The 15,718-nt window shown below is 67.6% G+C and carries 16 protein-coding genes; 3 read left to right on the forward strand and 13 right to left on the reverse strand.

Features of this window, described 5'->3' with window-relative positions; genetic code table 11:
• Nucleotides 1-152 precede the first annotated feature (152 nt).
• The 5 genes from DAT37_RS29745 to DAT37_RS29765 all read right to left on the reverse strand — a co-directional run bounded on the left by DAT37_RS29745 (nucleotide 153) and on the right by DAT37_RS29765 (nucleotide 5,303).
• Nucleotides 153-920, reverse strand: a complete 768-nt coding sequence (locus tag DAT37_RS29745) for a 3-oxoacyl-ACP reductase (RefSeq protein WP_109528189.1) — start codon at nucleotides 918-920, stop codon at nucleotides 153-155.
• A 26-nt stretch (nucleotides 921-946) separates the two neighbouring features.
• Complete coding sequence (locus DAT37_RS29750; RefSeq protein ID WP_109528190.1) at nucleotides 947-2,305, reverse strand: aldehyde dehydrogenase family protein; 1,359 nt, start codon at nucleotides 2,303-2,305, stop codon at nucleotides 947-949.
• Nucleotides 2,302-3,036 carry a gamma-glutamyl-gamma-aminobutyrate hydrolase family protein gene (locus DAT37_RS29755; protein ID WP_109528191.1) on the reverse strand — a complete coding sequence of 245 codons (735 nt, stop codon included), beginning with the start codon at nucleotides 3,034-3,036 and terminating at the stop codon, nucleotides 2,302-2,304. Before DAT37_RS29755 ends, DAT37_RS29750 begins: the two co-directional genes overlap by 4 nt.
• Entirely contained in the window at nucleotides 3,017-4,381 is a 1,365-nt protein-coding gene (locus tag DAT37_RS29760; RefSeq protein ID WP_232840075.1) for a glutamine synthetase family protein, read from the reverse strand. The genes DAT37_RS29755 and DAT37_RS29760 overlap by 20 nt, the downstream gene beginning before the upstream one ends.
• Nucleotides 4,382-4,967: 586 nt before the next feature.
• Nucleotides 4,968-5,303: a transglycosylase family protein gene (locus DAT37_RS29765; RefSeq protein WP_109528193.1), complete on the reverse strand. Its 336-nt coding sequence runs from the start codon at nucleotides 5,301-5,303 to the stop codon at nucleotides 4,968-4,970.
• A 430-nt stretch (nucleotides 5,304-5,733) separates the two neighbouring features.
• Here DAT37_RS29765 and DAT37_RS29770 point away from each other — a divergent pair, with 430 nt between their 5' ends.
• Entirely contained in the window at nucleotides 5,734-6,174 is a 441-nt protein-coding gene (locus DAT37_RS29770; protein WP_109528194.1) for a nuclear transport factor 2 family protein, read from the forward strand.
• 23 nt (nucleotides 6,175-6,197) lie between these two features.
• On the opposite strand, the gene DAT37_RS29775 is transcribed toward DAT37_RS29770, so the two are convergent.
• A complete protein-coding gene (locus DAT37_RS29775) occupies nucleotides 6,198-7,640 on the reverse strand; it encodes a cytochrome P450 (protein ID WP_109528195.1) in 1,443 nt (480 codons plus the stop codon).
• An 85-nt stretch (nucleotides 7,641-7,725) separates the two neighbouring features.
• The gene (locus DAT37_RS29780) at nucleotides 7,726-8,379 is read right to left on the reverse strand and encodes a TetR/AcrR family transcriptional regulator (protein ID WP_109528196.1); all 654 of its coding nucleotides are present in this window, start codon (nucleotides 8,377-8,379) and stop codon (nucleotides 7,726-7,728) included.
• Nucleotides 8,380-8,578: 199 nt separating this feature from the next.
• Here DAT37_RS29780 and DAT37_RS29785 point away from each other — a divergent pair, with 199 nt between their 5' ends.
• Entirely contained in the window at nucleotides 8,579-9,007 is a 429-nt protein-coding gene (locus DAT37_RS29785) for an organic hydroperoxide resistance protein (RefSeq protein WP_109528197.1), read from the forward strand.
• Between the two features lie 126 nt (nucleotides 9,008-9,133).
• Here DAT37_RS29785 and DAT37_RS29790 read toward each other — a convergent pair whose 3' ends face one another.
• On the reverse strand, nucleotides 9,134-9,817 hold the full coding sequence (locus DAT37_RS29790) for a hypothetical protein (protein ID WP_157978774.1): 684 nt from the start codon (nucleotides 9,815-9,817) through the stop codon (nucleotides 9,134-9,136).
• 64 nt (nucleotides 9,818-9,881) lie between these two features.
• Entirely contained in the window at nucleotides 9,882-10,424 is a 543-nt protein-coding gene (locus DAT37_RS29795) for an SRPBCC family protein (RefSeq protein WP_332873368.1), read from the reverse strand.
• Between the two features lie 125 nt (nucleotides 10,425-10,549).
• Here DAT37_RS29795 and DAT37_RS29800 point away from each other — a divergent pair, with 125 nt between their 5' ends.
• Complete coding sequence (locus tag DAT37_RS29800; RefSeq protein WP_109528199.1) at nucleotides 10,550-11,581, forward strand: fused (3R)-hydroxyacyl-ACP dehydratase subunits HadA/HadB; 1,032 nt, start codon at nucleotides 10,550-10,552, stop codon at nucleotides 11,579-11,581.
• 3 nt (nucleotides 11,582-11,584) lie between these two features.
• Here DAT37_RS29800 and DAT37_RS29805 read toward each other — a convergent pair whose 3' ends face one another.
• The 4 genes from DAT37_RS29805 to DAT37_RS29820 form a co-directional block, all read right to left on the reverse strand.
• The gene (locus tag DAT37_RS29805; protein ID WP_198654498.1) at nucleotides 11,585-13,168 is read right to left on the reverse strand and encodes a molybdopterin-dependent oxidoreductase; all 1,584 of its coding nucleotides are present in this window, start codon (nucleotides 13,166-13,168) and stop codon (nucleotides 11,585-11,587) included.
• 299 nt (nucleotides 13,169-13,467) lie between these two features.
• Nucleotides 13,468-14,187, reverse strand: coding sequence for an anti-sigma factor (locus DAT37_RS29810; protein ID WP_109528200.1), 720 nt, complete (start codon nucleotides 14,185-14,187; stop codon nucleotides 13,468-13,470).
• Complete coding sequence (gene sigK / locus DAT37_RS29815; RefSeq protein ID WP_109528201.1) at nucleotides 14,184-14,834, reverse strand: ECF RNA polymerase sigma factor SigK; 651 nt, start codon at nucleotides 14,832-14,834, stop codon at nucleotides 14,184-14,186. The genes DAT37_RS29810 and sigK overlap by 4 nt, the downstream gene beginning before the upstream one ends.
• A gap of 117 nt (nucleotides 14,835-14,951) precedes the next feature.
• On the reverse strand, nucleotides 14,952-15,596 hold the full coding sequence (locus tag DAT37_RS29820) for a fasciclin domain-containing protein (RefSeq protein ID WP_109528565.1): 645 nt from the start codon (nucleotides 15,594-15,596) through the stop codon (nucleotides 14,952-14,954).
• Nucleotides 15,597-15,718: the final 122 nt, after the last annotated feature.

A 15,718-nucleotide genomic window follows, 5' to 3' on the forward strand; every position in this document is an offset into this window, starting at 1 on the left:
AAATTTCCCCGGAAACCGGCACGACAAGGACCGATACCCGTGTTCGCCGCGCAGCAAACAACGGCGGCGTTCCGCGCGGTTTCGCACACCTCGGGCTACCTGCGCCGATATCGGCAATTGTGATCCGAGTCACATATCGCCGCGAAGGCCGCCTACAGCGGTGTGACGTAGGCCCCCGAGATACCCCCGTCGACCAGGAACTGGGAGGCGGTGATGAACGAGGAATCATCGCTCGCCAGGAAGGCCACGGCGGCCGCGATCTCCTCCGGTTCGGCGAAACGGCCGGTGGGGATGTGGACCAGGCGGCGGGCCGCGCGCTCGGGATCCTTCGCGAACAATTCCCGCAACAGCGGTGTGTTCACCGGCCCCGGGCACAGCGCGTTGACCCTGATTCCCTGACGGGCGAATTGGACGCCGAGTTCGCGGCTCATCGCGAGCACGCCGCCCTTGGACGCGGTGTAGGAGATCTGCGATGTCGCCGCGCCCATCACCGCAACGAACGAGGCGGTGTTGATGATCGATCCGCGACCGCGTTCGAGCATGTGCTCGATCGCGTATTTGCTGCACAGGTACACCGAGGTCAGATTGACCTGCTGCACCCGCTGCCACGCCTCCAGCCCGGTGGTGAGGATCGAATCGTCCTCGGGCGGTGAGATTCCCGCGTTGTTGAAGGCGATGTCGAGACCGCCGTAGGTATCGACGGCGGTGCGGAACATGGCGCGCACCTGTTCCTCGTCGGTGACGTCGACCCGGACGAAGGTGCCCTCCACCGCCGCCGCGGCGGCCGCGCCGGACTCGGCGTCGATATCGGCGACAACGACCCTTGCGCCCTCGGCCGCGAACCTGCGCACCGTGGCGAGCCCGATCCCGCTACCGCCCCCGGTGACGACGGCGACTCGATCCTGTAAGCGCTGCAACACATCTCCTTCTCGACGGGTCGATACCGCTAGGTCGCGATGAAGACATTCTTGGTCTCGGTGAACGACAGTGCCGCGTCGGGACCGAGTTCACGGCCCAGACCGGACTGCTTGTATCCGCCGAACGGCGTCCAGTACCGCACCGAGGAATGCGAGTTCACCGACAGATTCCCGGCCTCCACACCCCGCGCGACCCGCAGCGCCCGCCCGACGTCGCCGGTCCAGATGGACCCGGACAGACCGTATTCGGTGTCGTTGGCGATCCGCAGCGCGTCGGCCTCGTCCTCGAACGGCAGTACCGCGACCACCGGCCCGAAGACCTCCTCGGTCAGGATCCGATCGTCGGGGCCGTCGGGCAGCACCACCGTCGGCGGATACCAGAATCCGGGGCCGTCACGGTGGGTCCCGGTGTAGGCGATCTTCGTCGACGGCGAGACGAATCCGGCCACCCGCTCCCGGTGCGCCGCCGAGATCAACGGGCCCATCTCGGTCGCCTCCTCGCTCGGGTCACCGACCCGCACCCCGGCGACGGCCGGTTCCATCAGTTCGAGAAAACGATCGAAAACGCCGCGCTGCACGAGAATCCGGGACCGGGCGCAACAGTCCTGGCCCGCGTTGTCGAAGACGCCGTACGGCGCGGTCGCCGCCGCCTTCTCCAGATCCGCGTCGGCGAAGACGATATTGGCGCTCTTGCCGCCGAGTTCGAGCGTCACCCGCTTCACCCGGTCGGCGCATCCGGCCATGATCTGTTTGCCGACGTCGGTGGACCCGGTGAAGACGACCTTGCGCACGGCCGGATGGGTGACGAAACGCTGCCCGACCACGGTGCCCTTACCCGGCAACACCTGGAAAACGCCTTCGGGCAACCCGGCCCGCAACGCGAGTTCACCGAGCCGGATCGCCGTCAGCGGGGTCAATTCGGCGGGTTTGAGCACGACGGTATTGCCCGCGGCCAGCGCGGGACCGAATCCCCACGCCGCGATCGGCATCGGGAAGTTCCACGGCACGATCACCCCGACCACGCCGAGGGGTTCGTGGAAGGTGATGTTCACCCCGTCCGCGACCGGAATCTGTTGGCCGAGCAGTCGTTCCGGGATCCCGGCCGCGTAGTGCAGCACATCGCGCACATTGCCTGCCTCCCAGCGCGCGTTGCCGATGGTGTGACCGGCGTTGGCCACCTCGAGCCGGGCCAGATGTTCCAGATCGTCGTCCACGGCGTCGGCGAAGCGGCGCAGCAGCCGCGCGCGATCACCGGGTGCGACGGCGCGCCACGCCGGGGCGGCCGCGGCGGCCCGCTCGATGGCGGCGTCGGTGGCCGCCTCGTCGGCGAGTTCGATCGTGGCGACCACTTCCTCGGTCGCCGGGTTGATCACCTGTGCGGTCCTCACGCCGCGCGCTCCTCTCGCCGGGCCGCCGCCGTCACCACGGCCCGCATCAGGCGGTCGTCGGCCGAATCGGCCTCGGGATGCCACTGCACGCCGATCAGGAACGGCCCGCTCGTCGTCTCCACCGCCTCGATGGTGCCGTCCGCCGCGTGCGCGGTGGCCGTCAGCCCGGGCGCGAGCCGGTCGATGGCCTGGTGGTGGTGACAGTGCGCTGTCACCTTCGCCCCGGCCACCGCCGCGACCCGGCTGCCCGCGACGGTCGTCACCGCGACCGGGGTGAACGAGCCGGGACCACCGGAGTGTCCCTCGTGGCCGACCACGTCGGGCAGATGACCGACCAGCGTTCCGCCGAGGGCCACATTGACCAGCTGCAATCCTCGGCATACCGCGAGGACCGGCAGCCGCGCCGCGCGGGCCAGCCGGAACAGCTCGAATTCGGACTCGTCACGATCCGCCCTGGTGTAACCGTGGGGTACGGCGGGCCCGCCGTACCGGGCGGGATCGATATCCGCGCCGCCGGTCAGCACCAGGCCGTCGAGCCGCGCGACGAGTTCCGGGCGCGCGACGCCGGTCGGCGGCAGCAGCACCGGAATCCCACCGGCTCGGGCCACCATGTCGACATAGCTGTGGTGCAGGATCGCGCAGCGGGTGTCCCACGCGCCGAAAACGGCACGCTCGGCGTAGGTGGGCAGGCCGATGACCGGACGGGGACCGTCAGAGTCGTTCGAAACCACGGATTCGCTCCCAATCGGTGACCGCGGCGTCGAAGGCGTCGAGCTCGACCTGCGCCGCGTTGCGGTAGTGCTCCACCACATCATCACCGAAGGCCGCCCGCGCGACCGGGGACTCCCCGAACAGTCGGGCGGCCTCGCGCAGCGTCCCCGGCACCCGGGGCCGATCCGACCGGTAGGCGTTGCCGCGGAACTCCGGCTCCAGCGGTAGCGCGTGGTCGATGCCGTGCAGTCCGGCCGCGATCGTCGCCGCCACCGCGAGGTAGGGGTTCACGTCACCGCCGGGGACACGGTTCTCCATCCGCAGCGACTCACCGCCGCCGACGACACGCAGCGCGCACGTCCGATTGTCCACACCCCAGGTCAGGGCGGTCGGGGCGAAACTTCCCGGCGCGAAACGTTTGTAGGAGTTGATATTCGGGGCGAGCAGATAGGTCAGCTCACGCATGCAGTCGAGCTGGCCCGCCACGAAATGCCGCATCAGGGCCGAAGTGCCCGCCGGTCCGTCGCCCGCGAAGACCGGCGCGCCGTCCTCGGCGCGCAGGCTGATGTGGATATGGCACGAATTACCTTCGCGCTCATCATATTTCGCCATGAAGGTAAGACTTCGACCGGCCTGAGCGGCGATCTCCTTGGCACCGGTCTTGTAGATGCTGTGGTTGTCGCAGGTCACCAGTGCCTCGTCGTAGCGGAAGGCGATCTCGTGCTGGCCGGGGTTGCACTCTCCCTTGGCCGACTCGACGAACATACCCGCGCCCGACATGTCGTTGCGGATACGGCGCAGCAGCGGTTCGACGCGGGCGGTGCCGAGCACCGAGTAGTCGACGTTGTACTGGTTGGCGGCGGTCAGGCCCCGGTATCCGCCCGCCCAGGCCGATTCGTAGGTGTCGTCGAACACCAGGAACTCCAGTTCGGTGCCGACGTAGGCGCGCAGGCCGCGCTCGGCGAGCCGATCCAGTTGCGCCCGCAGGATCTGGCGCGGCGAGACCCGTACCGGTTCGCCTTCCGGACGCACCCGCTCGACGTCGCACAGCACGAGAGCGGTGCCCGGCTGCCACGGCACCAGCCGCAGCGTCGCCGGATCGGGTCGCAGCACGAAATCGCCGTAGCCGGTATCCCAGGAGGAGTCACGGAAGCCGTCGACGGTGTTCATCTCGACGTCGACCGCGAGCAGATAGTCACAGGCCTCGGTGGCATGGTCGACCACCTCGTCCAGGAAATACCGGGCCGAACAGCGTTTTCCCTGCAATCTGCCCTGCATATCGGTCATCACGACCAGAACGGTGTCGAGTTCGCCGGACTCGACTCGTTCCCGCAATTGCACAGGCCCCAGCATCCCCGATCGCATCCCAGCCCCTCTCGGCGTCACGACCGTGCCAACGCTAGAGGAGTGACCGGGCGGTACGGGCCGAGACACGGAAACCCGTCGCGACGACCACCGGCCGCCGCGGACCTACCGGGGCGACGCGGTCAGATCACATGCCACGCCTGGAGCAGGTAGGTGACGTTCCCGGCGATGGATGTCACCACATTCGCCAGATTCAGGGCGGCCGAGCCGAGATCGATGATCGAGTTCACCGGAGTCCTCCGTAGGTGGGATGTGTCTGTGGGATGTCGGTCCGTAAGGTCCCGAGCTGGCGACGGCCGAGGTCACGGGCCGAGCCACGGGCGAGGTCACGGGCCGGGCGACCGCCGATCCGGCCGCTCGGGAGGGCCGGGCTCGGGTGATACCCGGGGGTGCTCACAGGAGCGCGTACCGACTTGTGATATCGCGTCGTCGCGGGATCTTCGATATATGCACCACGACGCACGATTATTGATTCAATAGTCGAACTATCAATGTGGTGCGTATTACGGAGAAATAGCTCGACGCCCACCGAATATTCACGGTGGGCGTCGAGAATGCTATGACTACGTCAGTAGCGGGGTGCGGATCAGAGGTAGGCGCCACACACCGGCCACGCGCCCGGTCCCTGACCGGCGAGGACGTTCTCCGCGACGCGGATCTGCTCTTCGCGGCTGGCGTTCTCGGGCGAGCCGGAGCCACCGTAGGCGGCCCAGGTGCTCGGGGTGAACTGCAGACCGCCGCCGAAACCGTTGCCGGTGTTGGTGTTCCAGTTACCGCTGCTCTCGCACTGCGCGACAGCGTCCCAGTTGTGGCCGCTGTCGGCCGAAGCGGTGGCCGTGGAGAGGCCAAGCGGGATGGCAACGAGGGCGCCCACGATCGAGGCGAATCCGAGGACACGGGTGCTGATCTTGTTATGCGACATTCGAAGTTTCCTGCCTGCGCCCGTCCGACCCGGCGCTACTTCAGCCGGGACCCTGCCCCCAGGAAAATGTCGGGGATTCTCGAACCGTGGGACAGGATTACGGTGTTCGGCGATTCGAGTTACTAGCCCATCTCGGTGATCCGGGCTCGATTACGACAGTAGCCAAGAGTTCGCGATAGATCACGTGCCGATAACGCTGCCCCGTTTTTGACCGCATGGTCAGATTTCCGGCATCGACCCAGTTCGAGACCGGAAAGTCATAAATGACATACCTGTCGTTATACCGCCGTTATGTGGCGGGGATCACTCCGAAATAGTGACCCCGGTCGCGTACACACCCCCGAAACCCGCGCCGAAACGACGCCTCTTGCGCGCCGAGCCGTCCCCTGGTGCCATTGCGCAGACCCGCCACGCACCCCCGGAGGCACCCGTGTTGTCGCTACAAGAGATCTCCGACCGCCTGGAGATCCAGGACCTGCTCGTTCGCTATGCCCACGCCGTCGACACCGAACAGTGGGATCTGCTCGACGAGGTGTTCACCCCCGACGCCCACGTCGACTATTCGGCCATGGGCGGATCGGCGGGCGACCTCACCGAGACCAAGAAGTTCCTGGCGCAGGTCATGCCCAATTTCCCCGCCTTCCAGCACCTGGTCGCGAACTCGTCGGTCACCGTCGACGGCGACACCGCCACCGCGCGCACCATCTGTCACAACCCGATGCTGGTCCCCGGCCAGGACGGCGCGAAGACCCTGATGCTGTGCGGCCTGTGGTACCTGGACACCCTGGTCAGAGTGGACGGCGCCTGGCGGATCGCACAGCGCGTGGAGGAGAAGAGCTACATGTTCCTCGTCGAGGGCACCTCTGCCTGAACAAACCGCCCGAGGCGGCGCGATCACCCGCGCCTGCGCAGGGTGATCGGCACACCGTCCTTGGGGAAGGGCAGCGCGCTCATCTGCCACGGCATCTCGTAGTCCTCGGGGAAGTCCCACTCGTAGTCGCACACCATGGTGTGCAGCATGACCTTGACCTCGTGCATGGCGAAGTACATGCCGATGCATTTGTGCACACCCGCGCCGAAGGGCATCCAGGCGTAGCGGTGGGCCTTGTCCTCGCGGCGTTCCGGGCCGAAGCGGTCCGGGTCGAATTTCCACGGATCGGTCCAGTACTCGGGCAGGAAATGGTTGGCGATCGCGCCGAGCACCACATTCGAGCCCGCCGGGACGAAGTGTCCGTCGATCTCGGTGTCCTTCACGGCCTTGCGCATGATGAAGGGCACCGGCGCGATGATGCGCATGGATTCCTTGATGACCAGGTCGAGCGAGGTGAGGGAGTTCATGGCGTCGACGTCGAGCGGGCCGTCGCCGAGCGCGAGAGATTCCGCGCGCACGCGGCGCTGCCACTCCGGATGCTTGCCGAGGAAGTACGCCGCGACGGTCGTGGTGATGGTCGCGGTGTCGTGCGCGGCCAACAGCAGGAAGATCATGTGGTCGATGACCTTGCGGTCGCTGAAGCGCTCGCCGTCCTCTGTCTCTATATGACACAGCGCCGTGAAGAAATCCGACCCGGTGCCGGTCCGCTTGGCGGGCACCATCTCGGCGAAGTACCTTTCCAGCTCCCTGCGCCCGCGCAGCCCGGAACGCCAGCGACCGCCGGGTACCGGAAATCGGACGGGTGACTCACAGGCGAGCAGCATCGCCTCGAAGGCGGAGGCGAGGCGGTCGGCTTCCGGTCCGAGTCGCACCCCCATGAAGACATCGGCCGCGATATTCATCGACAGCTTCTTCACCGACGGGTACAGCTTCATCGGCGTCCCGACCTGCCACTGCCCGACGCGTTCACCGACCAGTTCGGAAACCTTGGTGAAGTAGGCGCGCAGCCGGTCGGGCATGAACGCCTGCTGCATGATGCGCCGATCGAGGCGGTGCTCCTCGAAATCGAGCAGCAGCAGACCGCCGTGGAAGAACGGGTCGATCAGGTCCTTCTGCCCGGTGACGAAGGCCCGGTCGCGATTGCTCAGCACCGAGTCGATCGCCTCGCCACCGGCGGCGAGCACCATGTTCCGGCCGAATCCTCTCGACCACACCAGTTTTCCGAAGCGCTCGACCATGGCGAGGGTGTAGGCGGACCCGTAGTGCAGCGATTGCAGCGAATCGCCGAGCCACGGTAGCCCGGCATGGCCCGGGATCGGCCGTAGACCACTGCCGGCCGGGGGTTCGGCGAGGATGCCGCGCCGTTCCGGTATCCGGCGGATCGCCCGGTCCAACAGTCCGTTCGGCATTTCGACGAACAGTCCGTTCTCCGGGACGCGGCTCTTGCGGGATCGGAGTGCCACCATGGCAGTCCTCCTCTATCGGTCGATCGCCACGCTCCCCGTCGAGTGCGGCGACATACTACGAAGGTCTAGCGCGCGGGGCCGCCGATCATCGTCGCGCCCCCGCCCGGTCCGCGCCGCTCGGATGGCCGAGCAGCAGGGGGTTGAGGTGGCGGCGCGCGAAGGCGCGGGCGTCGGCCGGGTCATCGATGGCGATCCCGCGCGAGGGCGTGAGCAGGAACGACAGCATGATGCGCACCGCGAGTTCGGCGACGACCCGCAGTTCCTCGCCCGACCGATCCTCCAGCGCGTCGCGCGCGAGCTGAACGGCCAGGAACGCGGCCCCGGTCTCGACCAGAGCGCCGCCGTCGACGGTGAGGTAGGGCAGCAGCGAATCAGGTTCGATTTCCAGCAGCCGGTTCAGCAGCACATTCGCGCGCAGGAAGGCCACCGAGAAGACGAACCCCTCGGTCAGTTTGTCCTCGGTCGAGGAGAAACCCGCCATCTCGGCCTCGAGCGCCTTGAGGAACCTGCCCATCTCGCGCAGGATGACGGCCTCGACGATGTCGTCCTTACCCGGGAAATGCCGGTAGAGCGTGACCCGCGCCAACCGTGCGCGCCGGGTGATGTCCTCGACCGTGGTGCGTTTGATGCCGACGGTCTCGAATTGCGTGAGCGCGGCGTCGAGGATGCGCTCGGCGGTGCCGGCCGGTGCGTCCGCGCCCGCCGATATGACCGCCCTCGCGAGGATTCCGCGCCGCATTTCGCCTCCAACACCCACTGACCACACACCCGTCGATCTACCAGGGGAATGAGACAAACATACTCTGTCTGTAACTTCATTCTCAAGGGTTTGCGCGACTTTTCTGTGACCCGGCCCACATCAATTTACATTGTGCACAATCTAATTGCTGGCTACCGTATGCGCTGTAACCGAAATCCGCAGACCCGAGGAGTCCGACATGAATGTTCTGTACACCGCGGAAGCCCTGGCGACCGGCGACGGACGCAACGGACACGCCCGCACCAGCGACGGCAAGGTCGACGTGAACCTGGCCATGCCGAAGGAACTCGGTGGTAGCGGTGAAGGCACCAATCCCGAGCAGCTGTTCGCGGCGGGCTACGCGGCCTGCTTCCATTCGGCACTGCGACTCGTCGCCAAATCCGCGAACGCCGATATCGCCGACTCCGCCGTCGGCGCGAAGGTCGGGCTCGGCGCGAACGACCAGGGCGGATTCGCGCTCACCGTCACCCTCGAGGTGTCGCTGCCGCACCTGTCGCGCGAGGAGGCACAGGCCCTCGCGGACAAGGCCCACGAGGTATGCCCCTACTCCAACGCGACGCGCGGCAATATCGACGTCACCGTCACCGTCACCGTCGCGGAGGACTGACCGCGCAGGACCGACCGCGCAAGCCGGCATCATCGCGGCCCGTCGTGCTTCGACGGGCCGCCGGATGTGCCGGCGGCGGTCACACGATGCGCCGTGATCGCACGGGTAGGCGCGGACCCGGACCGCTCAGCTCGGAGCCGGGTAGTCCGCGCGCAACAGCGGCCGACCGGACCGCGCGAACTCCAGTGCCGTGGCCGCGTCCACCCAGTTCTCGTCGTCGTAGAGGGATGCGTCCAGGGCGGCGGGAACCTCCGTCCGAGTGAGCGTGACCGTAGGCCACCCCCAGCCGGAGAAATCGAAGTCGGAATCCGAGGACGGGGCCTCGTACGGCGCGACCGGCCCCTCGGACCTGCGGGACAGGATATGACCCGCGGAAGTGACATTGAGGTCACCCTCGTCGTAGATCACCAGGGGGCAACGGGTTCGGCCCGCGATCGACAGTGTCCCGTCGGTGGTGGTGAATCTGACCAGCCGGGCGATATCGGCGCCGCCGAACACGAACAGCATGGTGGCGTTCACGTCGATGATCTGGGCGGTGAGGGTGCCGGTGACCAGTAGACCGAGGCATTCCAGCGTGCCCTCGTCCAGATCGAGCAGGCCGTCGACCGTCAGATCGCCGTCCACGACGAACATGACGAGTTCCCCCAGCTGTTCGTACTCCCCGACGCCGACGGCCGTCCGCAGATCACCGCCGGTCCAATCACGGTCGATACGCAGATCGCCCGAATGGACATAGGCCGCGTCGAAACCGGCGTCGAATTCCTCGAAGCGCGTCAGGCCGAGCGCTTCGTCGGCTTCGGAGAATGACATCTTCACCCACATGGGGAAGGATCATCGCGCATCGCGCCCGACAGCGCGCACCCGGACGGGAAGCTCAGTGCTGTTGTTCCACGGTCGATTTGAGGTTGTCGAGGGTTCGGCGGATGTTCTTGCGCTGGAAGTCGGCGAACGTGTGCCCTCGGGTGACCACTTTGTCGAAGACGTCGGCGACCGCATCCGGCCAGGAGCGACGATCATCGGTCCAGGTCTCGGTCACCCGGGTGCCGTCGGGGGTGGTCTCGAAGCGGTATTCCCAGCTGGCGATGGGCGCTTTCAGCACGGGCTTCCTGCGGCCGATCGCGTGGACACGGAAGGCGAAGCGCGCGCCCGGCTCGGCGGCGGTCACCGTGCAGCGGGTCGTCCATCGAATCGCGCCGCGTTTGTTGCGGCCGTCGAAGGTCATGCCGACATAGGCGGTGTCCGCGGGGGCGTGGACGGTCGCACCCAGGTTCTCGGGACTCCAGCCACCCATGAGGGTGGGATCGCTGATCTTGTCGTAGAGCGCCGAGGCATCGGCCGCGACGACGATGCTGTCCGAGACGGAGAGAGTACGGGCCACGCGCATATCCGATCTTCGAGCGAACACGATCTCGGACATTGTACGAATCCGTGGTGACCGAGCCGCGAGCCACCGACAGCGGTGCGGGTGACCGCACCGGCGCGCCCATTCGGCAAACAGCTGGCAACAGCCGATCATGGGTCCGGAGGGAAAGGAGTTCGGTGGTGGAGGTCATCGAGTCTTTACGCGGGCAGGTCGATCCGATCACCCATATCCACTCGCTTGTCGGGAAGCGGTATCGGATCGAGGACCGCTATCGGGTCGGGCGGGAGAAGATCAGGGAATTCGCGCGGGCGGTCCAGGACTTCCACCCGGCGCACTGGGACGAGGACACCGCCGCGACCTACGGCTATCGCGCCCTGCCCGCGTCGGCGACGTTCACCTGTCTGCTCATGGGCGCGGTGCAGAGGGCCATGAGCGAGGTGCTCGTCGGCATCGATATGACCAGCACCGTGCAGACCGACCAGGTCTTCCGGTTCCACGGGCCGGTGCTCGCCGGTGACGAGATCACCAGCAATGTGTCGTTGCATTCGTTCCGCCAGGCATTCGGCGGCGACATGATCGTCATCGAGAACGCGATCACCAGCCAACGCGAGGAATTGGTGATCACCGCCCACACCTCGGTGATCGCGCGGTCGGAGGCCACCGACGACGCGGAGCGCATCGCCGCCGGTCTGCTCGCCGTGGCTCGCCAGGATCTGACCCGCCCGCCCCGGCTCCTGCCCTGGCCGACCCCGCTGCGCGAGGCGTCGACGGCCGCGCCCGGACCGCACGGACGCGCCTTCGACACGGTGTCCGTGGGCGAGGAGCTGTCTCCGGACACGGTGCGACTATCCCTCGGCGACCTGGTCAACTACGCCGGTGTGTCCGGCGATCCGAATCCGATCCATTTCCATTCCGGCGCGGCCGAACTCGTCGGTCTCGACCGCGGCGTGGTCGCGCACGGCATGTTGACGATGGGGCTCGGCGCGGGGTTCGTCACGAAATGGGTCGATGATCCCGGCACGTTGCGCCGGTACTCCGTGCGTATGACGAGCCCGGTCTACGTGGGCGACGACGGCCGCAGCGATATCGAATTCCGGGGCAGGGTCAAATCCGTCGACCCCGAGACCCGCACGGCGACCATCGCTCTCACCGCCACGCACGACGGGAAGAAGATCTTCGGTCGCGCCACGGCGGAGGTCGGACTGCGCTGAGTATCACCGCACGGTGACGACCCGGTTGTGCCATCCGGTCGAACCGTCGGGGAACGGACGCGCGCGTGCGTCGGTCTGCACCGCACCGGCACGGTCGACGGCTCGCACCCGCAGCGTGTGGGTGCCGGGAGCGGCATCCCAGCACCAGGACCACTGCCGCCACGTGTCGACCGAGTATTCTGTGCCGAGTTCGGCCTGTTGCCAAGGGTTCTCGTCGATCTGTACCTCGACCCGGTCGATGCCGAGTCGCTGCGCCCAAGCGACGCCCGCGACGACCACCCGGCCGGCGGGCACCGTCGCGAAGGCCGCGGGCACGTCGATGCGGGACGCGGTCTTGATCGGTGCCAGCGCGGCCCACCCCCGGTCGGTCCAGTACGCACCGGCCCGATCGAAACGGGTGAGTTCCAGGTCGACGACCCATTTCGTGGCCGAGACGTAGCCGTAGAGACCCGGCACGACCAGCCTGGCCGGGTATCCGTGTTCGATCGGCAGCGGACTGCCGTTCATCCCCACGGCCAGTAGCGCGTCGCGTCCGTCGGTCACCGCGGAAACCGGTGTGCCCGCGGTGAATCCGTCGACGCTGCGGGACAGCAGCAGATCCGCGCCGGGACGGACACCCGCCTCGGCCAATAGATCGGCCAGCGGATACCCCGTCCAGATCGCGGTGCCCGCGAGATCACCGCCGACCTCGTTGGACACGCAGGTCAGCGTGATCATCCGCGCCACAGCCGTTCTCGCGCGCAGATCGTCGAAGTCCAGATCGAGTTCACGGTCGACCATGCCGTGGATCCGCAGCCGCCAGTCCGTGCTGCGCAAGGTCGGCACCCGCAGCGCGGTATCGACCCGGTAGAAGCGATCGTTGGGGGTGACGAATTCGGTGAGCCCGCGAACCGGCAGCTCGGACGCGGCGGCGACCGGCGCGGTCCGTGGCAGCGGGAATCGCGCCCGATCGGCGACGACATCGCGCAGTCGTCCGCCTATCCACTGGCCCGCGGCGGCCGTGCCGAGCGCGAACGCGCCGACACCGGCCGTGAGTGCGAGGAAACCACGCCGTGTCGGTCCGGAACCCGCCTGACCGGTCCCCGGGGCTGCACGACGGTGTGCCCCCGCACGCTCGGGCGGAGTGGATCGCACCACGCTCCGCGAAGGCGCCCGCCGTCGGAGCAGTCGCAGTGCCGCGACACCGGCGACGGCCCCGAGCGCGGTGGGTGCGGCGAACCAGAGGGTGGCGGTGGGGCGTTGGAGCGCGGCCACGACCACCAGCGCCGCGAAGACGACGAGCAGCGTGCTACCGAGGGGTCTACGTCGTTCGAGGATTCCGATCAGGGCCGCGCCGACCAGCATCACACCGGACATCGACAGGAAGAGGACGAGTTTGTCGTTACTGCCGAATCGGCGGATCGCCGAATCCTTCAACGTGTGCGGCGTGTGGTCGACCACCCAGCCGCCGAGCGCGAAGAAGGGGGCCGCCTCGGGGTCGATGACAGCCGCGATCGCCTGGCCCACGCCGAGTACGGTTGCGGCGGCGAGGATTCCGGCCACGACGGCGGCCGAGATCGACGGTGCGGATTCGGCGGGACGTTTCATCACAACTCGTTTCGTTCTTCGGATATCGGCGCACGACGGCTACATCGAGGGGCGGCCGCGACGGCAGAACCGGGCGGTCGTCGTGTCGCGGCCGGTTCGTACGGCACGACCAGCGCGTGGCCCTCGACCGGTGCCGACTTCGCCACCGGGTCCGCCGACCCGACCGCCTCGTCCGCGAGGCCACGGGCCGAAGCACCGCACGGACCGGCTCGGTCTGGACGACCCGCATGTACAGCGCCGGATCGGTACCGCACAGCCACGTCGTCAGGACCGAGCGGTCCGTGCGGTGCCGATCGGGATCAGGCGAGGGGGACGGCGGCGATCGGTTGGCTCGTGGGCTGTGGGGATCCGCCCGCGGGTTCGATCGTGAGGGCGAGGGTGTCCACGCTGTCGTAGCGCGTGACCACCGACGGGCCCCGATCCGGCACGTTCTCGACCACGCCCGCCGAGCGTGCCGTGCCGTCCCGCACGAGCCAGAGCTGATAGGCCCGGCCCGATTCGGGTTGCGCGACACCGTCGAACGACACGCTGGCGGCGGAGAGTCCGGCCGAGGTGTGCACGGTCAGCGAGCCGCCGGTCGCGACGGGCACCGTGCGGGTCAGCACATCCGGTTGTTCCAGGACCACCTGGGCGCTGAGCCCGGTCTCGGGTTCGGAGGACCGGTCTGCGACCACGGCGATACTCGCTCCGATCGCGACGATCACGGCCGCCGCGGCGGCCGCGATCCAGCGCTTGCGACCGAACCCCGATCGCCGTTGCGCCTGCGGCGGGACGGCGAGTTTGTCGTCCAGTGCGCGCAGCAGCGAATCCTCCAGCGCGGCGGGAGGTTCCAGTGCGTCGACCACCGTCATGGCGGCCAATGTCTCGCGTAGTTCGCGGACCGTGGTGGTGAATTGCCGTGCCGTGTCCTCATCCGTCTCGAGCAGACGCTTCTCGACCCGGCGGCGCTCCAGTTCGGCCATGGCGTCCAGGGCATAGGGATAGGCGAGTTCGGCGAGATCGCTGTCGTCGTCGCTCACGGGTTCACCTGCCCCGACAGGCAGTTCGCCAGGCGTTTGAGCCCGTCCCGGATCCGGCTCTTGACCGTCGGTAGCGGCACCGAGAGATGTTCGGCCACTTCGGGATAGGTGCGGCCGCTGTAGTAGGCGAGTGCTACCGACTCACGTTGCACGTCGGTGAGCACCTCCAGACAATCGAGCACCGACTGGGTGTCGAGCCGTTGATCGACGGCCTCGGCCACCACATCGTGATCGCGGCCGAGATGCCGGTGGCCGTAGGCGATATCGCGGGTCGCCGCGGACTCTTCCCTGCGAACCCGGTCGACCGCGCGCCGATGCGTCAACGTCATCAGCCACCCCATCGGACTCGACAGTCGCGGGTCGTAGCGTTCGGCCAGTGTCCACGCTTGGAGGTAGACCTCCTGCGTGATCTCCTCGGAGGCGGCGTGACTGCGCAGGATCCGCACCGAGAGTCCGAACACCCGATGACTGGTCGCCCGGTAGAACTCGGTGAAGGCATCGCGGTCGCCCTTCGCGACCGCGGCGAGCAGTTCGACGAGCCGCCGCGTGTGCTCCGGTCCGTCGCCAGGGGGGCGGACCGGACAGGACTCCCCCTCCGCCCCGTCCCGCGACAGTCGCACCGCGGCGTTGTCCGAGTCACGGGTCATGCGCACGCCCTCCCCCGGCCACGGGGTTCGTCGGGCACGAGGTGGATCGGCAACGGCAACACGTCGAACTCGACTCCTGACGAGGGAAGGGGTCTCGAGCATTGGATCAGTTGTGCGTCACGCGGCGGGCGGCACGAGCACGGTATCGATCAGATACACCGTGGCGTTCGCTGTCTTCACTCCACCACAGATCACCGAGGCATTGGCGACTTTGATGTCATCTCCCGAACGTGTCACCACGACATCGGCGCCTTCGACGGTCTTGTGGGTACCCGCGATCTTGTCGGGCGCGATCTGCCCCGGCACCACGTGGTAGGTGAGAATCTTGGTCAGCGTGGCCGAATCCGTCTTCAGCGTCTCGACGGTGGCCGGATCGACCTTCGCGAAGGCCGCGTCGGTCGGCGCGAAGACGGTGAACTGCCCGCCGTTGAGCGTGTCGACCAGGTTGACCTGCGGATTGAGCTGACCCGACACCGCCGCGGTGAGCGTGGTCAGCAGCGGATTGTTCGACGCCGCGACCGCGACGGGATCCTGGGCCATCCCGTTCACCGAGCCCGGGCCGGAGGGCACCTGCTCGGCGTAGGCGGCGCAGCCCGGGCCGACCAGGTTCGCCGCGGCGCCGCTCGCGGGCGCCATCGTGGTCGAGGCCGCCGAACTGCTCGAGCTCGCACTCGAATCGGACGAGCTGTCGTCCGAGCAGGCGGACGCGCCGAGCGCCGCCGTCACCATCATCGCCACGAGGACCGAACGCATCACTGTCATCGTCATCTACCGCTTCCGTCGAGGCGGCTGTCACCGCCGTGCTGTGTGGACAGAAGGAGTTCGCGTGGCTGTTGCCACCGGATGGGCGCGGATACCGAAGGATGTCGGCATGTGATGGAACT

It is taken from the genome of Nocardia aurea, from assembly GCF_003123685.1.
GTDB lineage: Bacteria > Actinomycetota > Actinomycetes > Mycobacteriales > Mycobacteriaceae > Nocardia > Nocardia aurea.